Origin of the sequence: Klebsiella sp. 4_1_44FAA (genome assembly GCF_000238715.1) — a bacterium.
Classification (GTDB): Bacteria; Pseudomonadota; Gammaproteobacteria; order Enterobacterales; family Enterobacteriaceae; genus Klebsiella; species Klebsiella pneumoniae.
This window is the reverse complement of the sequence record NZ_JH414799.1, coordinates 375,568-398,605: the sequence shown is the minus strand read 5'-3', so window position 1 is coordinate 398,605 and position 23,038 is coordinate 375,568. Positions and strand designations below refer to the sequence as shown.

15 protein-coding genes and 4 pseudogenes are annotated in these 23,038 nt (G+C 60.8%); 8 read left to right on the top strand and 11 right to left on the bottom strand.

Features of this window, described 5'->3' with window-relative positions; genetic code table 11:
• Positions 1–9 precede the first annotated feature (9 nt).
• Complete coding sequence (locus tag HMPREF1024_RS18525) at positions 10–1,677, bottom strand: ABC transporter substrate-binding protein (RefSeq protein ID WP_009308106.1); 1,668 nt, start codon at positions 1,675–1,677, stop codon at positions 10–12.
• Between the two features lie 326 nt (positions 1,678–2,003).
• On the opposite strand from HMPREF1024_RS18525, the pseudogene HMPREF1024_RS0126040 reads away from it, so the two are divergent.
• Positions 2,004–3,118: pseudogene (locus HMPREF1024_RS0126040) on the top strand (YbdK family carboxylate-amine ligase).
• Positions 3,119–3,165: 47 nt separating this feature from the next.
• Positions 3,166–3,886, top strand: a pseudogene (locus HMPREF1024_RS18530) (phosphodiester glycosidase family protein).
• 348 nt (positions 3,887–4,234) lie between these two features.
• Here HMPREF1024_RS18530 and HMPREF1024_RS18535 read toward each other — a convergent pair.
• From HMPREF1024_RS18535 to HMPREF1024_RS18545, 3 genes and pseudogenes are all read right to left on the bottom strand, one after another.
• Positions 4,235–7,292: pseudogene (locus HMPREF1024_RS18535) on the bottom strand (efflux RND transporter permease subunit).
• Between the two features lie 51 nt (positions 7,293–7,343).
• Positions 7,344–8,423: an efflux RND transporter periplasmic adaptor subunit gene (locus tag HMPREF1024_RS18540; RefSeq protein WP_009308101.1), complete on the bottom strand. Its 1,080-nt coding sequence runs from the start codon at positions 8,421–8,423 to the stop codon at positions 7,344–7,346.
• Positions 8,424–8,475: 52 nt separating this feature from the next.
• Positions 8,476–11,201 (bottom strand): annotated as a pseudogene (locus tag HMPREF1024_RS18545) (cation-transporting P-type ATPase).
• A gap of 502 nt (positions 11,202–11,703) precedes the next feature.
• Between HMPREF1024_RS18545 and HMPREF1024_RS18550 the strand changes: the two are divergent.
• A complete protein-coding gene (locus HMPREF1024_RS18550; RefSeq protein WP_002893037.1) occupies positions 11,704–11,952 on the top strand; it encodes a DUF1158 domain-containing protein in 249 nt (82 codons plus the stop codon).
• A gap of 17 nt (positions 11,953–11,969) precedes the next feature.
• Here the strand turns inward: HMPREF1024_RS18550 and HMPREF1024_RS18555 are convergent, their stop codons facing one another.
• Both HMPREF1024_RS18555 and HMPREF1024_RS18560 read right to left on the bottom strand, forming a co-directional pair.
• Positions 11,970–12,311 carry a RamA family antibiotic efflux transcriptional regulator gene (locus tag HMPREF1024_RS18555; protein ID WP_002893035.1) on the bottom strand — a complete coding sequence of 114 codons (342 nt, stop codon included), beginning with the start codon at positions 12,309–12,311 and terminating at the stop codon, positions 11,970–11,972.
• 30 nt (positions 12,312–12,341) lie between these two features.
• Positions 12,342–13,457: an MBL fold metallo-hydrolase gene (locus HMPREF1024_RS18560; protein WP_012737592.1), complete on the bottom strand. Its 1,116-nt coding sequence runs from the start codon at positions 13,455–13,457 to the stop codon at positions 12,342–12,344.
• Positions 13,458–13,636: 179 nt separating this feature from the next.
• On the opposite strand from HMPREF1024_RS18560, the gene HMPREF1024_RS18565 reads away from it, so the two are divergent.
• The 3 genes from HMPREF1024_RS18565 (at position 13,637) to nfsB (ending at position 15,359) form a co-directional block, all read left to right on the top strand.
• Entirely contained in the window at positions 13,637–14,218 is a 582-nt protein-coding gene (locus HMPREF1024_RS18565) for a TetR/AcrR family transcriptional regulator (RefSeq protein ID WP_004176968.1), read from the top strand.
• A complete protein-coding gene (locus HMPREF1024_RS18570) occupies positions 14,218–14,586 on the top strand; it encodes an MmcQ/YjbR family DNA-binding protein (RefSeq protein ID WP_004142557.1) in 369 nt (122 codons plus the stop codon). Before HMPREF1024_RS18565 ends, HMPREF1024_RS18570 begins: the two co-directional genes overlap by 1 nt.
• Positions 14,587–14,705: 119 nt before the next feature.
• Complete coding sequence (nfsB, locus tag HMPREF1024_RS18575) at positions 14,706–15,359, top strand: oxygen-insensitive NAD(P)H nitroreductase (RefSeq protein WP_004178896.1); 654 nt, start codon at positions 14,706–14,708, stop codon at positions 15,357–15,359.
• Positions 15,360–15,623: 264 nt separating this feature from the next.
• Here the strand turns inward: nfsB and HMPREF1024_RS18580 are convergent, their stop codons facing one another.
• The 4 genes from HMPREF1024_RS18580 to HMPREF1024_RS18595 all read right to left on the bottom strand — a co-directional run bounded on the left by HMPREF1024_RS18580 (position 15,624) and on the right by HMPREF1024_RS18595 (position 18,981).
• The gene (locus HMPREF1024_RS18580) at positions 15,624–15,911 is read right to left on the bottom strand and encodes a helix-turn-helix transcriptional regulator (protein WP_004142561.1); all 288 of its coding nucleotides are present in this window, start codon (positions 15,909–15,911) and stop codon (positions 15,624–15,626) included.
• Positions 15,904–16,221: a type II toxin-antitoxin system RelE/ParE family toxin gene (locus HMPREF1024_RS18585; RefSeq protein ID WP_004893639.1), complete on the bottom strand. Its 318-nt coding sequence runs from the start codon at positions 16,219–16,221 to the stop codon at positions 15,904–15,906. The genes HMPREF1024_RS18580 and HMPREF1024_RS18585 overlap by 8 nt, the downstream gene beginning before the upstream one ends.
• A gap of 184 nt (positions 16,222–16,405) precedes the next feature.
• Entirely contained in the window at positions 16,406–17,449 is a 1,044-nt protein-coding gene (locus HMPREF1024_RS18590) for a DUF2157 domain-containing protein (RefSeq protein WP_009308098.1), read from the bottom strand.
• A gap of 665 nt (positions 17,450–18,114) precedes the next feature.
• Positions 18,115–18,981: a helix-turn-helix transcriptional regulator gene (locus HMPREF1024_RS18595; protein WP_004151823.1), complete on the bottom strand. Its 867-nt coding sequence runs from the start codon at positions 18,979–18,981 to the stop codon at positions 18,115–18,117.
• A gap of 108 nt (positions 18,982–19,089) precedes the next feature.
• Between HMPREF1024_RS18595 and HMPREF1024_RS18600 the strand changes: the two genes are divergently transcribed.
• On the top strand, positions 19,090–20,517 hold the full coding sequence (locus HMPREF1024_RS18600) for an MFS transporter (protein ID WP_009308097.1): 1,428 nt from the start codon (positions 19,090–19,092) through the stop codon (positions 20,515–20,517).
• 70 nt (positions 20,518–20,587) lie between these two features.
• Positions 20,588–21,832, top strand: a complete 1,245-nt coding sequence (locus HMPREF1024_RS18605; protein ID WP_002892943.1) for a mechanosensitive ion channel family protein — start codon at positions 20,588–20,590, stop codon at positions 21,830–21,832.
• A 3-nt stretch (positions 21,833–21,835) separates the two neighbouring features.
• Here the strand turns inward: HMPREF1024_RS18605 and HMPREF1024_RS18610 are convergent, their stop codons facing one another.
• Positions 21,836–22,816, bottom strand: coding sequence for a LacI family DNA-binding transcriptional regulator (locus tag HMPREF1024_RS18610; protein WP_009308096.1), 981 nt, complete (start codon positions 22,814–22,816; stop codon positions 21,836–21,838).
• Positions 22,817–23,038 lie beyond the last annotated feature (222 nt).

The window sequence follows — 23,038 nt, the reverse complement described above, 5'->3', positions numbered from 1 at the left end:
CTTTCGCGATTACTCTTTTTTGCTCACCAGGCTGAAGTCGATAAACCAGCTCTGCGGTTGCACCACCCCGGTCACCGCAGGGGAAATCGCACGCGGCCCGACGTCGTGGGCGACAAACAGGAATGGCACCTGATCCACCAGCGCGGCGTGCAACTCACCGGCCGCTTTGTTCATCTCCGCCGGGGTAAAGGCGTGCTTGACGGCGGCGGCCAGCTTCTCCGTCTCCGGCGTGGAAAAGTAACCCCAGTTGGTCGCCACCGGCGGAAACGCTTTGGCCGTCGAGAAGCGGATCAGGCCAAAGTAAGGATCGTTAACCGCGGCGCTGACGTTGATCGCATCGATCCCTTTCGCCGAGGGGTCCCGGGCGCCCAGGCGCCAGTTGGTAAACAGGGTGTTCCATTCCACCACTTTGATATCCACATTGAAGAAGCAGCTCTTCAGGCTCTGCTGGATATACTCGTTCATCGGCAAGGGCTGCATCTGCCCGGAGCCGGAGGCCGAGGTAGCCACCGTGACGTGCAGCGGTTTGCTGGCACTGTATCCGGCCTCGGTCATTAGCTGGCGGGCGGCGTCCGGGTCATATTTGATCTGGAAGGTGGGTTTGCCATGCCACGGGCTGTCAGCCTCGTAGACCCCAGTGGCCTCGGTCATGTAGCCGCCGAGGTAGCTCTTCAGCTCAGCACGGTTCAGACACAAGTTGGCCGCTTTGCGCACGCGGATGTCCTGCCACGGCGATCCTTTTTCAAAGGAGAACTGCCAGGGCCACAGATGCGGCTGGGTGTTGGCGTAGAGGTGAAAACCCTGAGACTTGATCTGATCGATAGCGTCCGGCGCCGGGGCTTCAATCCAGTCCACCTGCTTCGACAACAGCGCCGCGGAACGGGCGTTGGCCTCCGGCAAGGGGATCAGCACCACTTTATCCACCCGGGGAATGCGATCTTTGTTCCAGTAGTCGGGGTTTTTATCGAGGATCAGCTGCTGACGCGGCACCAGCTTCTCCAGTTTGAACGGGCCGCTACCCACCGCGTGGGCGGCGAAGGCGGTCCACGCCTGTTTGCTGCGCGCGGCGCTATCTCTCACGCTGGCCGGCACCGCGTCATACTGCTTCTGCCACGCCGTCGGCGAGACGATAAACAGGTTGGTGATGTTGTACGGCAGCAGCGCATCCGGTTCCGAGGTGGTCAGCGCCACGGTGTGGTCGTCAATTTTCTCTGCGCCGGTGAGGGTCGGCATGCGCGACAGGGTGTTGCCGATCTGACCCGGGGCGTACTGCGGCGCCGCTTTATTCAGCACCTTATCCACGTTCCAGACGATGGCGTCGGCGTTCACCTCCGTCCCATCATGAAACTTCACCCCCGGACGCAGGGTGAAAATCCAGCGGCTGGTGTTCTGCGGATCGATGTGCCACTCGGTCGCCAGCCCCGGCACCAGACCGCTGGGCTTTTCACCTTGCGACAGATCCCACTCCACCAGCGCGTCGTACAGCGGGATGCCGGTAAAGCGGTTGCCCTCATAACCTTGATCCGGCTGGCCAAGGGTTAACGGAATATCCGCGGCGGTCATGGCGATCCGCAGCGTGGAGGCGTTGGCAGGTAAGGCGGCGCCCGCCAGGGCCAGTGCGCCGCTCACCGCCACGGCGAAACGACCGGCACGCGAAAATAATCTCGTTTTGTGCATCACATGATCCCTGTTAAATAAAATGTCACGGATTAACAGGCAAAATGCGTACCAGTTCTTACGCGGACGAAAATAGGCCAAAACCGACCGGTAAAATAAGAATGACTTATATTATCACCATGATAATTATGGGAAAATAATTGCATCTTATTCCGCCGCACCGCCAGCGGGAAATATGTTGCAGAATTGCACCAGCCGCTATATGGCAAATTTCAAATAATCACTCTGCGTCACTTTTTATTCATCCCCCGTCCACCGCCGCCGCGTATTCTCCGTCGGGATCAATCCCTTCTATACTTCAGGGAACACATCGACCGGGAGAGACTATGCCTTTAGCCGATTTTCACCGCTCCGATCCTTTTACCCTCGGTATCGAACTGGAGCTGCAGGTGGTGAACCCGCCGGGTTACGACCTCAGCCAGGATGCCTCGACGCTGATTGCCGACGTCCAGCATGAGCTGACCGTGGGAGAAGCCAAACACGACATCACCGAGAGCATGCTGGAGATCGCCACCGGGGTGTGCCGCGACATCAGCCATGCGCAAATCCAGCTCAGCGCCATCCAGCAGGCGGTCCAGCGCGCGGCGCTGCGCCATCATCTGCAGATCTGCGGCGGGGGTTCCCACCCCTTTCATGCCTGGCAGCGCCAGCAAATCAGCGATAACCCGCGCTATGTCAAAACCGTCGAGCATTTTGGCTATCTGGCGCAGCAGGCGACGGTCTTTGGCCAGCATGTGCACGTCGGCTGCCAGAGCGGCGACGACGCCATCTATCTGCTGCATGGCCTGTCGCGCTTTGTACCGCACTTCATCGCCCTTAACGCCGCCTCGCCGTGGTTTGACAGTACCGACAGCCGTTTCGCCTGTTCACGCCTGAACCGCTTCTCCTCCTATCCCGACAACGGTCCGATGCCGTGGGTGGCCGACTGGCAGGGTTTCGTCGCCTGTTCCGCCAGCTGAGCTACACCAGCATGATCGATAGCATGAAGGATCTGCACTGGGATATTCGCCCCAGCCCGCAGTTTGGTACCGTCGAGGTGCGGGTGATGGACACCCCCCTGACCCTTGCCCAGGCGATCCACATCGCCGGCTTTATTCAGACCCTGGCCTGCTGGCTGTTGACGGAGCGTCCTTTTAAGCACCAGCCTGATGATTATCTGCTGTACCCCTTTAACCGCTATCAGGCCTGCCGCTACGGGCTGGACGGGACCCTCACCGACGTGCGCAGCGGGGAGCAGCGCAGCATCCGCCAGGAGATCCTGCAGCTCGCCGACCGGCTGGCCCCTTTCGCCCATCAGCTGAAGGCGACGGCAGCGCTGGAGGCGGTGGTTCGCCAGGCGAAATCGCCGCAAAGCGAGGCGCAGCAGATGCGCGACTTTATCGCCAACGGCGGTTCGCTTTCCGGGCTGGTGCAAAAACACTGTGAGATTTGGGCGGCATAAGGCAGCGAGGCGGGTATACTCGGCGCAGACTATAGAAAGGACTGCCCATGTTATTACGTTGCCTGCTCCCTCTGGCGCTGCTGCCCCTGGCCGCCGTCGCCAGCGCCGCCTGTACCCTCACCGACCCGACGCTGACCCTGCAGAGCTATCGGGTGGATGCGCAGAAAGAGCGCATTGCGATGTACTGGCAGGATCGGCACGGCAAAGCCTGGGGTTCCCTGCGTTCGCTGCTGGCGGGTATCGATGGCGACGGCCGGGTGCAGATGGCGATGAACGGCGGCATTTACGATAAGGCCTACGCGCCGCTGGGGCTGTATATCGAAGACGGCAAACGGCTGACGCCGGTAAACCGCTCCGCCGGCGGCGGGAACTTCTTTATCCGCCCCGGCGGCGTATTCCTGGTGGAAAACGGCCGGGCGAAAATCGTGCCGCTGCCGGCGTACAAACCCTCTCCCGCCATCCGCTATGCGGTGCAGTCCGGCCCGATGCTGATTGAAAATGGCGCCATCAACTGGCGACTGAAGCCCTCCGCCAGTTCGCGCAAGCTGCGCAACGGGGTTGGTATCGATAAGCAGGGCCGGGTGGTGTTTATGCTCAGCGATCGCGAGACCAACTTTTACGATTTTGCCTGCTATGCGCAGTCAAAGCTTGGCGTGCGGCAGATGCTTTTATCTCGACGGCACCCTTTCGAAGATGTACCGCAAAGGCGGCAGCGTGCCGTGGCAGTATCATCCGTTCGTGACCATGATAACGGTGGAGAGAAAATAGCGGGCGCGTTTGGGGGCGGCCATTCCAGCCAGGAGAGTGAATAAATTAACGACAGGCCGGGCAAGGTATTGCCGCCGTGCCCGATGTCCTTGCCCGGTGGCGCTGCGCTTACCGGGCCTACAGAGTCTGTTCGCTATGGTATGGCCCCTGAAATCTACGGGCGTGCAGCAGGGCTGATTCCCGCTGAAATCAGCTAACCGGAGGTCGGCAGATAAGGCGGGGTTCACGCCCAAACGCAACGTGAACGCAAAACCCACCCTCACCCTCCCCCTCTCCCAAAGGGAGAGGGGACCGCCCGGTAGTCGTTGCAGCCTGGAGTATCCCCGTTACCGACCGGTAGCGCCGCGCTTACCCCCGCCGATGCGCCCACTCGCGCATACGTTGAAACAGTACATACAGCGACGGGATAAACAGGATGCCAACCATCGTCGCCACCAGCATCCCGCTGAATACCGTGGTGCCGATGATCCGCCGGCTCTGCGCCCCGGCGCCGGTGGCGAGCATCATCGGCATGATACCGATAATAAACGACACCGCGGTCATCATTACCGCGCGGAAGCGGCGGGTAGCCCCCTCTCGCGCAGCGTCGACTATCGACAGCCCCTCCTCGCGCCGGCTGCGGGCGAACTCAACGATCAGAATCGCATTCTTCGCCGCCAGGGCGATCAGCAGCACCAGCCCTATCTGAACATACACATCGTTGGCATAGCCCGCGGTCCACAGCCAGAGCAGCGCTCCGCCGATGGCGAACAGCACCGAGAGCATGACGCTCGCCGGCAGCGTCCAGCTCTCATACTGCGCCACCAGGAACAGCCACGCCATCGCCACCGCCGCCAGCACGATCCACACCGCCTGATTGCCGGTCTGCTGCTCCTGCCAGGAGATCCCGCTCCAGGCATAGTCATATCCCGACGGCAGATGGGCCTGCAGAATCTGCTCCATGGCCGCCATCGCCGTGCGGCTGCTGACCCCCTCGGCCGCTGAACCGCTCACTGAAACGGACGGGAACTGATTGTACTGCTGAATAAACGGCGCCCCCACCGTCGGCGTAATGGTGACCAGATTGCTCAGCCGCACCCGCTCGCCGTCGCGGCTGCGGACGTACAGCTCGCTAATCTGCTCTGCCCGCTCGCGCCACTGCATCTCATTTTGCATCACCACATGATAGACACGATTGTTACGGCTGAAATCGCCGGCGCGCGTGCCGCCGAACGCCGTCTGCAGGCTGCTGAAGATCTGCGCCACCGGCACATCCAGCTGCGCCGCCCGATCGCGGTCGACCGTCAGGGTCAGCTGCGGCACGTTGCTGCTCCAGGTGGTAAACACCCGGCTCAGCTGCGAATGCTGGTTCGCCAGCTGGAGGATCTCCCGCGTCACCTGCTCCAGCTCCGCCGACGACTGACCGGCCTGCGCCAGGATGCGCAGATCAAACCCCGAGGCATTGCCCAGGCCCGGCAGGGTCGGCGGCGCGAAGGTCATGATCGTCGCCTCCGGTAGCGACAGCAGCTGGCGCTTAATATCCGCCATCACCGCATCCAGCGGCGGCCGCTGATGCCAGTCCTTGAGCATTACCGAGATAAACCCGCCGTTAGAGGCGCTGGTGCCGTTGAGAATGTTGAACCCGGACACCTGAATCACATCCTCCACCGCCGGGTTAGCCATCAGCAGTTTACGCGCCTGGGCCATCACCGCTTCGGTACGCTCCAGCGACGCCGCCTCCGGCAGCTGCACGCTGGCAAACAGGTAACCCTGATCTTCCTGCGGCAGGAAGCCTTTCGGCATCGAGGTGAAGCTGAACGCCACCAGCGCGCCTGCCGCCACCGTCGCCGCCAGCGCCAGCCAGGGGCGGCGGTTCATCCAGCCTACCAGCCGGCCATAGCCGTCGCGGATGCCGTCGAGAAGACGGTTAAACGCCCGCCACACCGCCGCTGGCCGGGCAGGACGCGGGCGCAGCAGCAGCGCGCAGAGGGCCGGCGTCAGGGTTAGCGCCACCAGGCTCGACAGGGCCACCGCGGTGGAGAGCGTCACGGCAAACTGCCGGTACAGCTCGCCGACGATCCCCGGGAGCAGCGCCACCGGCACAAACACCGCCAGCAGCACCAGGGTCGTGGCGATCACCGGCCCGGCGATCTGCCGCAGCGCCTGGGCGGTGGCCTGCAGGCGATCCAGCCCTTCCGCCATTTTGGTTTCCACATTCTCCACCACCACAATGGCGTCATCCACCACCATCGTCAGGGCGAGAATGATCGCGAACAGGCTGAGGGTGTTGGCGCTGTAGCCCAGCAGATAGAGCACCGCAAAGGTGCCGATCAGTGACACCGGGATCGCCAGCACTACGATCAGCGTCGCCCGCCAGCTCTGCAAAAACAGCGACACCACCACGACCACCGCCAGCAGGGTCAGCGCCAGCGAGACGCCGATCTCTTTGATCGTCGCCGCCACAAAGCGGGTGGTATCGAACTTCACCTCCCAGGTGAGATCCGCCGGAAAGCGAGTGTGCAGGCGGTTAAGCTCCGCACGCACTGCGCTGGCGACCTGCAGGGCGTTGGCGGTGGGCGTCGGATAGATCCCCAGATAGGCCGACGCTTTACCGTTCAGCTGGGCGCCGGAGCTGTAGCTGCGGGCGCCCAGCTCAATGGTCGCCACGTCGGCGAGGCGCACCAGCTGCCCCTGCGCGCCGCGGCGGAGGATAATCTCGCCAAAGCTGGCCGCCTCGTTCAGACGCCCCAGCCCGTTGATGGTCAGCGTCTGCTGCTGGCCGTTAAATACCGGCGGGGTGCCCACCTGCCCCGCCGCGCCCTGCACATTTTGCTCGCGCAGCGCCTGGGCGACATCATCCGTGGTGATGTTGAGCGCGTTCATGCGGTCCGGGCGCAGCCAGATACGCATGCTGTAATCCCGGGCGCCAAACATCTGCACCTCGCCGACGCCGGGCAGGCGGGCCAGCGCCTCGCGCACCTGGGTGCTGGCGTAGTTGCTGACAAACAGCGGCGACAGCGTGCCCAGCGGCGAGTAGAGGCTTACCCCCATAAGCAGATTGCTGGCGCGCTTGCGCACCTGGACGCCATTCTGCTGCACCTCCGCCGGGAGCTGCGCCAGCGCCTGCGCCACCCGGTTTTGCACGTCGATCGCCGCCAGGTCGGCATCGGTGCCCGCCGCGAAGGTTATGCTCAGGCGGTACGTCCCCTCATCCGAGCTGGTGGACTCCATATACAGCATATGATCGACGCCGTTGAGCTGGGTCTCCAGCGGGGCGGCGATGGCTTCCGCCACGTCTGACGCGCTGGCGCCCGGCCAGCTGGCGCTGACGTTCACCACCGGGGGGGTGGATCGCCGGGTACTGCTCCACCGGGATCAGCTTCAGCGACACCGCGCCGACAAAGGTCAGCAGCAGCGCGATCACCATGGCAAATCGCGGACGACGGATAAAAAAAGGTACAGCATCCCTTCTCCTTAGCTAGTTCAGCACCTGCACCGCGGCGCCTTCGCGCAACCGCTGCGCGCCGTCGGTGATCACCTGCTCGCCCGCCTGCAGCCCTTTCTCGACCGCAAACTGCTGCCCCTGCTGCCCCGCGAGGGTCAGACGACGCTGCCCGGCGGTGTGGTCCGGCTTCAGCACCCAGCTGAAAAAGCCCTGCGGATCCTGCTGCACGGCGGCGGCCGGGACCATCACTCGCGACGGCAGTTCCTGCGGACGGAACAGGATCGTCACGCTGCCGCCCGGCAGCAGACGGTGCTGCGGATTGGCAAACTCGGCCCGCACCGCTACGCTGCCGGTGCGGGCGTCGATCCGGTTATCGATAGAGGTCAACACCCCGTCGCGCCGTTTACCATCAACCTCAATCTGCGCCAGCCACGCCTGCTTCAGAGCGTGGATATCGGCGTGCTGGCCGGTTTTGCTGAAAAACGCGGCTTCGTCGAGGGCGAACGAGACCCGCACCGGATCCAACTGCACAATGTCCACCAGCACGCCGCTGGACGAATTGACCAGCGTCCCGACGTGAAAGGCGCTATGGCCCACGCGACCGGTCACCGGCGCCGCAATCTGAGTGTAGCTGAGCACAATCAGCTGGGCCTCGACGCGGGCTTTGGCCTGCTGTACGGCAGCGGCGGCGACGTCGCGCTGCATCCGGGCCGTATCGACGTCGTTGCGGCTGATGGAGTGGTTGTTGATAAGCCGCTCGTAGCGAGTGAGCAACTGCTGCGACTGACGTAATGAGGCTTCGGCGCTTTTCAGCTCGGCCTGCGCCAGAGCCAGCGCCGCGCGGGGCTGCGCGTCATCGAGGGTAAACAGCAGGTCGCCTTCGGTAACATACTGGCCGTCCTGGAAGTGGCGCTGAACAATCACCCCTTCGGTGCGCGCGCGAATGTCGACGGCGCGGATCGCCTCGACCCGCCCGGGGATAGCGCGTTCTTCAGCATGAGGAGCCAGTTCAACCGTGGCGACGCGGACCGGCACCGCCGGCGCGGCGGTCGCCGTCAGGGTGCCGCCGACCAGACCGCAGGCCAGCAGAGCAAAGCGGAAGGTTTTAATCATAGAGGATCCTTGCGACAGTAACGCGCGCCTGCAGCGAGGCGCGCGAGATTGTTCAGGCCGTTTTGCGGAACCGGCGCGTCAGACGCTTCTCGACTTCCACCACCAGGAACATGGCGACGCCGATGACCAGAGTGACAAACCAGTAGCGCAGCGGCAGCGCTTCCGTACCAAACATGCTCTGCATCAGCGGGACATAGATAATGACCAGCTGCATCAGCAGCAGGACGCCGGTCACCAGCCAGATGCCTTTGTTGCGCAGCAGACCCATGCTCAGGGAGAAGCTGTCGCTGCTGCGGCAGTTGATCATGTAGACCCGACCTGCGCCGTCACCAGCATCTGCAGCAGCACGGTGCGGNTAAACTCCGGACTGTGGCCGCGCGGCGCCAGCCAGGCCTCAAGGATAAAGGCGGCAATCGCGATCATCGACCCGACGAAAGCCACTCGCCACACGGCGAAACCATCCATCACATGCTGGCCGGTTTTACGCGGCGGACGGTTCATCACGTTGCGCTCTGCGGCCTCAAAGGCCAGGCCGAAGGATAGCGTCGCCGACGTCGCCATGTTCATCCACAGGATCAGCACCGGGGTCAGCGGAATAATGTTCCCCGCCAGCAGGGCGATGATGATCAGCAGCCCCTGCGCCAGGTTGGTCGGCATGATGAAGAGGATGGTCTTCTTCAGGTTGTCATAGACCCGACGGCCCTCTTTTACCGAGCTGGCGATGGTCGCGAAGTTATCATCGGTTAACACCATGTCGGCCGCCTCTTTGGTGACTTCGGTGCCTTTGATACCCATGGCGATACCCACGTCGGCCTGGCGCAGCGCCGGCGCGTCGTTGACGCCGTCGCCGGTCATGCCGACCACTTCGCCGTTATCCTGCAGGGCTTTCACCAGGCGCAGCTTATGCTCCGGGCTGGTACGGGCAAAGATGTCGTACTCCACCGCCGCCTTCGCCAGCGCCGCATCGTCCATGTGCTCCAGCTGGTAGCCGGTCATGGCCTGGCTGCTATTGGTGATCCCCAGCATCTGGCCGATGCTCATCGCCGTCTGCGGGTGGTCGCCGGTGATCATTTTCACGCGTATGCCGGCGGTCTGGCAGGCGTGGATGGCGTCAATGGCTTCCGGACGCGGGGGATCCATCATCCCGGCGATGCCGAGGAAAATCAGTCCCTCCTGCAGGTCCTCATGGTTGAGGGTGGTGGCATCAAGGCTGGCCGGCTTACAGGCCGCCGCCACCATCCGCAGTCCCTGACGGGCGAAGCGCGCCATCTCCTCTTCCCAGTACTGCGCCTCGAACGGCACCGCGCCGTGGCGGCTCATCTGCTCGCGGCACATGGCGAAGATAACGTCCGGCGCACCGGTGATCAGCACCCGGGCATTGCCATCGATGTGCTGCAGGGTCGACATATATTTGTACTGCGAGTCAAAGGGGATCTTGGCCACCAGACGGGCCTCCACCGCCGGGAGCTGCGCTTTCGCCGCCAGCACTTTAAGCGCCCCTTCGGTCGGCCCGCCGGTGATCCCCCACAGACCGCGCTCATCCTGGGTAAGCTGGCTGTCGTTACACAGGTCGATGGTGCGCAGCCAGGTCTCCAGCACGGTGCCGGGCTGAACCTGCACGGGCTCATCGCTCCCCTCGAGGAAGATCCGCCCCTGCGGCTCGTAGCTGTCGCCTTCCACCCGATAGCAGCAGTCGGCGGTGATGATCGCTTTGACGGTCATTTCGTTCATCGTCAGGGTGCCGGTTTTATCCGAGCAGACCACGGTCATGGCGCCGAGGGTTTCCACGGTCGGCAGCTTACGAATAATCGCCCGCTTGCGCGCCATCGTCTGCACGCCGAGCGACAGAATAATCGAGATGATCGCCGGCAGTCCTTCCGGTACCGCGGCTACCGCCAGGCTAATCAGCGACAGCAGCAGCTCGCCCATCGGGATATCCCGCAGCGCGAGGCTGAAGATAAACAGCGCCACCATCATGGCGAGAATAATGGCGAAAATCGCTTTGCCGAGCTTATCCATCTGCACCAGCAGCGGGGTACGGTGCTTCTCAATACCCGCCATCATCTGGTTGATATGGCCGAGTTCGGTCTGCGCGCCGGTGGCGGTCACCACGCCGACGCCGCCGCCGGCGCTGACGGTGGTCCCGGAGAAGACCATGTTCACCCGGTCGCCCAGCGGCAGATCGCCCTCCAGCGCGTCGGTGATTTTATCCACCACCGTCGACTCGCCGGTGAGGATCGCCTCTTCCACCCGCAGGTTGTGGGTTTCAATCAGGCGCATATCCGCCGGCACGCGGTCGCCGGCGCGCAGGATAACGATATCCCCCGGAACCAGGTCGCGCGTCGGGATAGTCTCATGCTTGCCGTTACGCTGGACGCGGGCATCGCTGGAGAGCATGTTGCGGATCCCCTGCAGCGATTTTTCGGCGTTGCTCTCCTGGATATGACCGATCAGGGCGTTAATCACCGTCACGCCGAGGATTACCAGGGTATCGACCCAGTGCCCCATGATGGCGGTCAGCGCCGCGGCGGCCAGCAGCACGTAAATCAGTACGTCGTTAAAGTGGGCGAGAAAGCGCAGCCAGCCCGGTTTGCCTTTCTTTTCCGGCAGCGCGTTCGGCCCACAGGTATTCAGGCGCTCGGCGGCGTCTGCGGAACTTAACCCAGCGGCCTGGCTTTTGGTCTGCGCCAGCACTGCGTCAACGGTCTGCTGCCAGACCTGCCGTGGCGCGGTGTCGCCCGAGGGCGGCGTAAACTTTGGGTTATTCATCTTGGTCAATTTACATTTTCCTTATAAATTCCGTGAGTCGGAAAGCCTGAAATCATTCCTGGCCAATGAGGTAAAAGAGGGCAAAAATGCCGATAAAAATGTGAACCAATACAAGTCTAAATTTTTCGCAAAATAAAAATTTTGTGATAAGTTAATTCCACAAACCAACTATTACAGAATATTAATAAACCAAAACTAAACGAGGTAAAATATGTTTGGAATCTACCGCGGGCGCCGTCTGGCGCTGTACATCGCGTTAGCCATTATCATTGCTACGCTGGTGGGATATAGCACTTACAGTTTTGTAAAAGCGCTGGCATAATAATGACGTTAATTTACACCCGGCTGCAATTAACTTAATTACAAATTATTTCAGATTAATTAACATGAGAGCGAAAGGCAGGCGATAATATTTAAAATAGTCGTGTTATAGCGAGTAAAAAAACAAAGCATATTGCGTTAAGCATTATTTTACCGGACAATATGTTTTTTAACTGATGATTAACATGACATGAAACATCCACTGGAAACGCTGCTCTCCGCCGCCGGGATCTTACTGCTGGCCCTGCTCTCCTGTCTGCTGTTGCCCGCGCCTTCGCTGGGCCTGACGCTGGCGCAAAAGCTGGTTGAGACATTCCATATGATGGATCTCAACCAGCTCTATACGGTGCTGTTTTGTCTGTGGTTCTTAGCGCTGGGCGCCATTGAGTATCTGGTGCTGCGCTGGGTGTGGCGTCGCTGGTTTTCCCTCGAGCGGTAAACCAGGAGAGGCGCGCCTCAGTGGGCGCGACTGTGGTTCTCTTTGCGGTAGGCGCCCGGCGGCTGATTGAAGGTCCGGGTAAAGACGCGGGTAAAAGTCTGTTGCGAATCAAAGCCATACTTGAGGCAGATATCGTAGACCCGCTGATCGGTGTCGCGCAGATCGCGGGCGGCCAGCAGCAGCTTCCTTTCGCGAATATAGCGCCCCAGGCTCTCCCCTTTGTACTGTAAAAACAGCCGTTGCAGATGCCATTTCGAATACCCGGCATGGCGAGCGATATCATCAATACGCAGCGGTTGATGCAGGTTATCATCAATCCACTCGACGATAGTATCAATCACCTGAGCGGAAATCGTCATATGCTCTCTCCTCTGATACTGCACTGGCGCTTAGCGCCACCAGGCGTTAAATGATTGCGTCTTATCGGCGACCCACACCGGCTCGCCCTGCACAGGCGTCAGCAGACGCCAGGCCCTTCCTTCGCTGGCAGCCGCCAGCCGTTGATACGGTTCATCCCAGCTGTGTTTCGCCAAAACGAATCGTCCTGCATGCCCAGGCAGCACCGCGCGAGCGCGCAGGTCGTCGGCAGCCTGAGCCGTTTCATCCGGCATCATGTGGATATATTTCCAGTCCTGGTCATACTGCCCGTTCTCCATGATCGCCAGATCGACCGGACCGAACTCATCGCCTATTGCTTTAAAGTGCGGCCCATACCCGCTGTCGCCGCTGTAATAAATCTTTTGCTGCCGGGTAACGAACAGAAAACTGGCCCACAGCGTCTGGTTACGCTTCAGCCCACGGCCGGAAAAGTGCCGCGCCGGCAGCACGTGGACGGTGAGCTCGTCGCTGGCCGGTACCGCCTGCTGCCAGTCCGCTTCGGTAATCAGCGCCCCGTCCATTCCCCAGTAGCGCAGATGCGATCCGACCCCCAGCGGCGTAATGACCCGCTTAATTTTCGGCAGTAAGGCGCGAATGGTGGCGTAATCCAGATGGTCGTAGTGATCGTGGGAGATGATCAGCAGATCGATCTCCGGCATCCCTTCCGCCCGCCACGGATAGTCGCCGGGGAAGGCTTTATTGATAAAGGAGAACGGCGCCGCGTAATCGCTGAACACCGGGTCGATCAGGATGCGTTTTCCCGCCAGCTGCAGGTACCAGGAGGAGTGGCCGAGCCAGACCATCACGTCCTGCCCGAGGGGCAGCGTCGCCAGATCGGTCTTCACCAGCGGCAGCGGTTGCGCGGGACGGGCGTTTTCCCGTTTGGTCATCAGGAAATCCCACCACGCCGCCAGCATATTTTTCTGCCCGGTGAACCCTGGCGTGGGCAATTGGTTATGGAACTGGCCGTCCCGGTAGTGGGGAGACGCTTCCACCTGGCTAAGCTGTGCCCCCTGCGGCGCTTTACCAAAACCGGCATTAAGAACAAACGGCAATGTCGTTGCTGCTGCGAGTAACATGATGGCGACCACGCTGAAAGTGACACGGTTCATATCCTGACCAGACAAAAGCCCCCATCCCGGAGGCTTTATGATATAACTTGATTATGAGTGAGTACGCACTCATTATTAGGAAAGCGATGAAAGTCGTCAAGACGATTTTCAATTTTTGCGTTCCGCCGTTGCAGCGACCTGGTCAGACGTGCCAAGATCGGCGGTTTGTTTAAACCTGCGTGAGGAAAAAAGTAGTGGCTCGTCCAAAGAGTGAAGATAAAAAGCAAGCGTTACTGGAAGCTGCCACCGCGGCTTTCGCCCAGTCCGGCATAGCCGCCTCGACGTCGGCCATCGCCCGCAGCGCCGGTGTGGCCGAGGGAACGCTGTTTCGCTATTTCGCCACCAAGGATGAGTTGCTCAACGAGCTGTACCTCGCGATTAAGCTGCGCCTGGTGCGCACAATGATCGCCGGGCTGGATCCGGACGAGAAGCGCCCGAAAGAGAACGCGCGCAATATCTGGAACAGCTATATCGACTGGGGCGTGCGCAACCCGATGGAGCACAAAGCGATCCGCCGGATGGCGCTCAGCGAGCGCATCACCGACGAAACCCGCCGCCAGGTAAAAGAGAGCTTTCCGGAGCTCAACGAAATGTGCCAGCTGTCGGTGAAAGAGATATTCCTCAGCGAGGCGTACCGCGCCTTTGGCGACGCCCTGTTTCTGTCGCTGGCGGAAACCACCATCGAATTCGCCAGCCACGATCCGCAGCGCGCCCGGGAGATTATCGCCCTCGGCTTTGAAGCCATGTGGCACGCCCTGCATGAGGCGGACGCATAATGACGCCGGAAACACTGCATCCCTGCGCTCACCGTATCGCCCTGACCTACCCGTTTACCGAACACTGCTGGCCCTTTGGGCCAGAGTACGACGTGTTTAAGGTCGACGGCCGCATCTTTATGATCACCATGACTATTCGCGGGCGGGCGCTGGTCAATCTCAAGGCCGAGCCGCAGAAGTCGCTGCTGAATCAGCAAATTTATCGCAGTATCGAACCCGGCTACCATATGAACAAGAAACACTGGATCACGGTGGTGCCAGGAGAGGATATCAGCGAGGATCTGCTGGCCGAGCTGATTGACGATTCGTGGCATCAGGTGGTGAACAAGCTGAGTAAAAAGGCCCAGCAGCGCCTGCGTCCGCGCTGATTTTCAGCCAAATGCGATAAGTGTTATCGCATTTTTCACCCTTATCATTTTGCGATCTTCGCTGTACTCTTCCTCTCCTGAACGCACCGGTAAGGTGCTGTAAACTGTGAGGAAGAGTTATGGATATCGTATCGGTCGCTTTGAAGCGCTATTCCACCAAGGCCTTTGACGCCACGAAAAAGCTGACTGCCGGGGAAGCGGAACAGCTGAAAACGCTGCTGCAGTACAGCCCGTCTAGCACCAACTCCCAGCCGTGGCACTTTATTGTCGCCAGCACCGATGAAGGGAAAGCTCGCGTGGCGAAAGCCGCCAGCGGCACCTACGTGTTCAACGAACGTAAAATTCTCGACGCCTCGCACGTGGTGGTGTTCTGCGCGAAAACCGCGATGGACGACGCCTGGCTGCAGCGCGTGGTGGATCAGGAAGAGGCCGATGGCCGTTTCGCCACCCCGGACGCAAAAGCCGCTAACCACAAGGGTCGCACCTTCTTTGCCGATATGCACCGCAAAGAGCTGAAAGATGACGATCAGTGGATGGCGAAACAGGTGTATCTCAACGTCGGCAATTTCCTGCTGGGCGTAGCGGCGATGGGTCTCGACGCCGTGCCGATTGAAGGGGTCGATTTTGCGATCCTCGATGAGGAATTTGACCTGAAAGCCCAGGGCTACACCAGCCTGGTGGTGGTCCCGGTCGGCCACCATAGCGTAGAAGATTTCAACGCTACCCTGCCGAAGTCGCGTCTGCCGCAGTCGACGACCATTACCGAGATTTAATCTCTCCACCAGGCGCCTTTCACCGGGCGCCTCTGGTGCCGCTTGTTATTGCCGGGTGGCGGCTACGCCTGACCCGGCCTACGTAACCATCTCTCTATCAGATTGTTACCCCTCAACGTAGGCCCGCGCAAGCGCAGCGCCGCAGGGCAGGGGCAGCGGGCGCGGAGCGGCTTTTATGCCGGGTGGCGGCTACGCCTTACCCGACCTACGGCCCGTGCGACCTGTCGTTAATTTGCGCCGGTAAGTGAATAGCCACCGAGCGCGTTAGTAAAGTAAAACTTGCGGGTGCTTTATACCGCAGGCTAACGCGTATCGCGTTAAGGTATCCAGACTGGCGCGGGTGATATTGGCTTCCATTCTGGAGACCGTCGGCGCACTCACCCCCATCCTCTGCGCCACCTGGGCTCGGGTTAGCCCCGCCTGCTCGCGCCATTGCGCCAGCATAGTACGTAATCGCTGTTGACGTTCTTGCGCATCGAATGCAGCCTGAACCTCAGGCTGGCCAAGCAGTTCTGTTTTTAACGTATCCCAGTCAATGATCTTTTTACTCATTGCGCATCTCCTCTAATCGCTTCAGCGCCAGGCGAATTTCCGATGACGGGGTTTTTTGCGTTTTCTTGACAAAAACCCGTAGCAGAAAGAGCGTCTTGCCTTGCTGAAAAACGTAGATCCCTCGCCCCTGTACCGAACCTAACGCACGAATTTCAAATAGCCCCTGCCCCAGCGGTTTACTGTCAGGTTCTCTCAGCGCGGTGGGATTTTGGCGTAACTTGTCTAATTGCCGGATCATCTTCGCCTGGACAATGGACGGAAGCGCCTGCAATTCCTTTTTAACGTCCACATGCACAACCAATCTGAACATCAGACTCCCTTCCTCTGGATGTTAGCATATAAGACAAATTGCCTTAAAGGCTAATCTTTGAGATACCCGGCAAGCCTATGCTCATTTGCAGCCAATCGCAGAAAAATGCGCTAAAACTGGAATCAGGGACGAAAAAAGGCCGCGACTGAGCGCGGCCTGAGTGGTTAGCGTTCTCAACGCGAGCTTATTTTTTCTCCACCTGCCCTTCGCCGGCATGCCAGATGCGCTCGGCATAGCGGCCAATCACCGCCAGCGAGACGGCAAGGATCAGGAAAAACAGCACTTTGTGCATCCCGTTCCAGAAAAACTCAAAGAAACGGGTATAGAGATTGATCGCCAGGAAGGTTAGTCCGAAGCCGCGCAGCATTCCGTCATCGGTTTTCAGGCTGATAAAAATGCAGACGCCGGCCGCTACGGCAAACAGCAGCCCCCACGGCAGGAGTCGCGCCTGTCTCACCTGGTACCAGTTGTCTGCGTCGTAATTGCCGAAAATCGACATGATCCATAGCGCAATAAACAGGTACGTGAGGCCCATCGCCTTGCTGACGGTAAACAGCTGCCGCTGGCGAAGCAGGGATTGCGCGCCGTAGCAGAGCGCCAGCAGCGCGCCGCCGAACAGGACGAAGCGAATCGGGTAGTTCATGCCCAGCCAGTAGGCGCCCCACCCCGAGACGTAGCCGGTTTCCGCGCCGAACCAGTTGCCCAGCGCCAGCAGAAAAAAGAGCCACACCAGCCCGGAGCGGGCAATATAGCCGATGGCGCCGTAAATCACGCATCCGGCCAGAAACAGCGGTGCGATATGGCCGCTGCCGTTATCTAGCCGTTCGCCAAGCTGCCATAGCGCCACGGCGGTAAAGACGACGCCCAGAAACAAAATCGCCTCGGTGCTGTAGTGCCACTGCGTCTCCCGCCGCTGGCGACGAAAACCCCAGCCGTAGCAGGCGACTGCCAGCAGCGCAGGCAGCAGGATCCGCATCAGCGCCGAGTGGTTGAACAGGCTCAGCAGCCACGCCACCAGCTCGCTGTCGGCGAACAGACTGCCCAGGGAAATCAGCACGCAGGCCAGCGCGGTCCAGAAGGCATAGCGGCTCAGGCGCCGCCAGTCGAAGGGGGAGACGCGCATCGTTTGCGCCAGCCGCTGGCTGTCCGAGGGGGTTAACTCCCCGCTGGCCTGCCAGGCATTCAGCGCGCGCTGAATAATGCGCTGCTCTTTTCGGGTTACGTTCATAGGCATTCCTTGAGACTGATGACAAACCTGTTTTCGCTAATATGCTCGCCTTTCTGCCGGGCAGCGGCTGTCGCCCTTCCCGGCCTACTTAACCATTTATATATCAGATTGTTACTCCTTACCGTAAGCCCGCGTAAGCGCAGCGCCGCCGAGCATGATATCAGGCACGGAGCCGCTTTATTGCCGGGTGGCGGCTGGCGCCTTACCCGGCCTACGGTCCGTAGCAGCCAGCCGTTAACTTACCCACTTGTGCGACTGAAACTGCCGGTGTTGCGGCCTCAACATCGCTGAGACGTTCCCGGCAGGCCGGGGCAGCCCGCATGGATGCGGGCTGAGGGCCGTGTTTTGCATGGACGCTGCCTCGGCCCGACCCGAAGCCTGCAGGGATAAGTCGAAGGCACCGCGCAGCGGCGATGTTGCTGGCCGGAGCCCGGGGGTACAGGGGGCGGCGGCGACTGGCGCCCCCTGTGCGCTCCCTGCGCCATGAGTGACATAACGCAGAAGGCGTATCGGGAGCGCAATGTGTGCTGAAGTCGTAGATCACATACAGGACTTCCCGACAGTGCTTTCCCTCCCCTACTCCCGGAGGGAAAGGGAACCGTCCAGCAGCGCCGGCCGGGCAATACCCGAAGATGGCACATTGCCAGCCATCTGATTCCCTGTGATTAATGTTGGTCCAGCCACGCCAGCGCCTGCTCGCCCGCCTCGTCCATCGGCAGGTAGACCAGCAGGCGCGAGCCGTTGCGCGGCGCCGAATACCAGTACATCTGCTGCAGGCTGAATCGCCCGAGCTGCGGGTGGTTAAAATGTTTAATCTGGTTTTCCACGCCGCGCACCTCGTAGCGCTGATGCCACAGCGCTTCAAACTCCGACGAGGCGGCGAAAAAGCGCGCCAGTTTGTTTTCCCACGCCGGATCGCCGCGGTGCTCGGCCATCGCGGCGCGGAAATAGGAGACGAAGGTCGGCAGCACATCGCGATTTTCGATCCGGCTGCGCCAGGTCTCATGGGTCAGATAGAGATAAATGCAGTTGCGATCTTCTTCCGGGAGGGTGGCGAAATCGATGCCCATCAGGCGGCAGAAGCTGTCGTTCCACGCCACAATATCAAAGTTCGGTTTCTGAATGCTGGCCGGCTGCGGCATCAGGCTGTCCAGCATCCGGCGGGTCCCTGGGCTGATGCCTTCGCACACCGTCACCTGGGTGGCTTCCGGCGGGGTCAGCCCGGCGAGCACGAACAGATGCCGGGTCTCCAGCGGACTGCACTGCAGGGCATTCGCCACCCCCACCAGCACCGCCTCCGACGGATTCACCTCCCTCCCCTGCTCCAGCCAGGTGTACCAGGTAACGCCGACGTCGGCGAGCATCGCCACCTCTTCCCGGCGCAGACCCGGCGTGCGCCGGCGGCCCACCCGGGGCAACCCCAGGCGCTGCGGATCGAGGCTTTCACGGCGGGCGCGCAGAAAGGCCCCCAGCTGTTTGCGTCGATCGTCCGGCACGGCGATCGTCGACTCCCGTTGCGGCATCGTGGTCATCACCCCTCCAGCATAGTAGTGCCAATACCAGTATAGACAGGAACTGGTACCCGTTTAATTTATCGGTAATGCTACGTCGGTCTGCTGAATGACGCAATGGAGAATCCCATGAATACGTCTGCTGTTTCACCCGGCCGCGCCGGTCTGTTGCTGCTGCTGAGCGGCCAGATGCTGCCGCTTATTGATACCTCGATCACCAATGTGGCGCTGGACGCCATCACCCACACCCTGGCGGCCAGCGCCACGCAGCTGGAGCTTATCGTCGCGCTGTACGGCGTCGCCTTTGCCGTCTGCCTGGCGATGGGCAGTAAGCTTGGCGATAACTATGGCCGCCGGCGCCTGTTTATGTGGGGCGTCGCCCTCTTTGGCATCGCTTCCCTGCTGTGCGGCATGGCGAACAGCATCGGCGCCCTGCTGGCGGCCCGCACCCTGCAGGGCGCCGGGGCGGCGCTGATTGTGCCGCAGATCCTCGCCACCCTGCACGTCACCCTCAAAGGCCCCGCCCACGCCCGGGCCATCAGCCTGTATGGCGGGATCGGCGGGATCGCCTTTATCGTCGGTCAGATGGGCGGCGGCTGGCTGGTGTCGGCGGACATCGCCGGGCTGGGCTGGCGCAACGCCTTTTTTATCAATGTGCCGATCTGCCTGCTGGTGCTGGCTCTGAGCCGCCGCTATGTGCCGGAAACCCGTCGCGAGACGCCGTCGCGGATTGACTGGCAGGGTACGCTGTACCTCGCGCTGATCCTCTGCTGCCTGCTGTTCCCGATGGCCCTCGGTCCGGAGCTGCACTGGCCGCTGTGGCTGCAGCTGATGCTGGTGGCGGTCCTGCCGCTGCTGTTCGCCATGCGTCAGAGCGCCCTGCGCCAGCAGCAGCGTGGCGACCATCCTCTGCTGCCGCCGCGTCTGCTGCAGTTGACCAGCATCCGCTTCGGGATGGCCATCGCCCTGCTGTTTTTCAGCGCCTGGTCCGGCTTTATGTTCTGCATGGCGCTGACCATGCAGGAGGGGCTGGGGATGGCGCCGTGGCAGTCCGGCAATAGCTTCATCGCCCTCGGCGTGGCCTATTTTATTTCGGCGCTGTATGCCCCGCGGCTTATCGCCCGCTACAGCATGGGGCGGATCCTGCTGACCGGTCTGGCGGTGCAGATCGCCGGACTCCTGCTGCTGTGCGCCACCTTCTCCCGCTTCGGCGTCGCCACCAGCGCCCTGACGCTGGTCCCCGCCACGGCGCTGATCGGCTATGGCCAGGCGCTGATCGTCAACAGCTTTTATCGGATTGGTATGCGCGATATCAGCGCCAGCGACGCCGGGGCCGGGAGCGCAATCCTCAGCACCCTGCAGCAGGCGACCCTCGGTCTCGGACCGGCTATCCTTGGTTCGCTGTTCCTGGCGCTGGCCCGTCGCGGCGGCGGCAACTATCCGCAGGCGCTGATTGATTTTCTGCTGGTCGAGGTGGCCATGATGCTGTTGCTGGGGGCGATAGCGCTGTGGCTACGCCATCATCTCAACCGACAGCCCGCGACGGTGGCCTCGTAATACCGGCGGCGGTAATTTGCATAATAGCTATCCAGCGGTCATCATACCCGCTGGATATTCAGGAGACGTTATGCAGGAATTAATATCGCAAATTGCCGCCTTAGGAATCGAAATAACCCCCACCCGCTCGCTGATGATTATCTTCGGCATTATCTTGTTCACCGCCGTGGTCGTGCATCTGATATTGCACAAAGTGGTCCTGCGCGCATTTGAAAAACGGGCGCTGGCCAGCAGCCATCTGTGGCTGCAAATCATCACGCAGAATAAACTCTTTCACCGACTGGCCTTTACCCTGCAGGGGATCATCGTCAACGTCCAGGCGGTGCTGTGGCTGCAAAAAGGCAGCGAGGCCGCGGAAATATTAACCACCGTGGCCCAGCTATGGGTGATGATATATGCCATGCTGTCCTTCTTCTCGCTGCTGGATGTCATTTTAAAGCTGGCGCAGAAATTTCCCGCCGCCTCACAGCTGCCGCTGAAGGGCATATTCCAGGGAATTAAGCTGGTGACGGCGATTATTATCGGCATTCTGATTATTTCGCTACTGATAGGTCAGTCGCCAGCGATCCTGATTAGCGGGCTCGGCGCGATGGCCGCGGTGCTGATGCTGGTGTTTAAAGATCCGATCCTCGGTCTGGTGGCCGGTATCCAGCTCTCTGCCAACGATATGCTCAAGCTTGGCGACTGGCTGGAGATGCCGAAGTACGGCGCCGACGGCGCGGTGATCGATATCGGCCTCACCACGGTCAAGGTGCGCAACTGGGACAATACCATCACCACCATTCCGACCTGGTCGCTGGTCTCTGACTCGTTTAAAAACTGGAGCGGCATGTCGGCCTCCGGCGGCCGCCGCATCAAACGCAGCCTTAACATCGACACCACCAGCATTCATTTTCTTGATGAACAGGAGCAGCAGCGCCTGATCCGGGCGAAATTACTTAAACCCTATATGGATTCACGCCACGAAGAGATAAGCGCCTGGAACCAGCAGTACGCCGGGGAACAGTCGGTTCTCAATGAGCGGCGAATGACCAACGTCGGCACCTTCCGCGCCTATCTGCAGGAGTATTTACGCCATCATCCGCGCATCCGCCAGGATATGACCCTGATGGTGCGCCAGCTGGCGCCGGATGCCAACGGCTTGCCGATCGAGATCTACTGCTTCACCAACACCGTGGTATGGGCGGAATATGAAGGGATCCAGGCGGATATTTTCGACCATGTCTTCGCTGTGGTGGATGAGTTTGGCTTACGCATTCATCAAACGCCCACCGGCAACGATATTCGCGCGCTGACCGGCGCCTTCTCCCGCTGATCCTCAGACGCTGGCGCGGTCTATCACGCGCCAGTCCATCATCACCCGCTCGACGGCAGCGTCGGGATCGTCGATGCGTTTCATCAGTAGAGACACCGCCGTACGGCCGATCGCCCGGGAGGGCTGTTCGACGGTGGTGAGCTGCGGGGAGACCACTTCCGCCAGCTCGGTGCCATCGAAGCCGATCACCGCGATATCCTCCGGCACCCGCAGTCCGGCCTGGGCGATAGCCCGCAGCGCCCCGGCGGCGAGGGAGTCCGAAACGGCAAACACCGCATCGGGCTTCTCGTCTCGCGACAGCAGTTGCTCCATCGCCCGTTTACCGGCCGCCGCGCTAAGATCCTGCGCGTAGGTCACCTGCTGATACGCCAGACCGTGCACGTGCAGCACGCTTTTATAGCCGCGCTCGCGCAGACGGGCATAGCGATAGCTGAGGTCGTGATTAATGAGCGCGATGCGTCGGCGGCCGCTATCGGCCAACCGGGATACCGCCCCCTGAGCCGCCTCGACGTCGTTAATCCCGACGCAGGAGATGCTGCCGGTGTCGGCATACTCCGCGCACTGCACCCAGGGCGCATCGCCAATCATGGTGGTCAGTTCCGGCAGGCTGGAGAGCGCGTTCATGGTAATAATGCCGTCGACCATTTTGCCGGAGAGCAGCTGCAGGCCCGAGGTCGAGCGGGCCAGATCCGACCCGGAGTTACACAGCAGAATGCGGTAGCCATTCTTCTCCGCCTCTTCTTCTATCCCCTTCACCACCTCGGCGCAAAAGGGGTTAGCGATATTGGAGACCATCACCAGGATCATATTGCTGCGGGCGGTTCGCAGCTGACGCGCCAGCAGGTTCGGCTGATAGTTGCTCTCTTTGATCGCCTGCAGCACGCGCTCACGGTTTTTGGCTTTTACCGTATCGCTGTTGTTCAGCACCCGCGACACCGTGGCCACCGAGACGCCGGCCAGACGAGCAATTTTCTGAATAGACATAAACCCTGCACTTCCTGCGATAGAGGTGGATCCTGCAGGCTATCATAAATGACCTCTGATTGGCCTGCCAGCCTGGCGCGAAAGCGTAGCTCAGCGAGACGGTGTCCCGGAAAACTATTAATAATCAGGGCTTCTCTCCCGCCCCGTTAACGCGCATCCTTTTGCCGTTTCATATTCTCATTAGCGCAGGAGGCGCAACAGACCGCCTGCGCCCCATTTTTT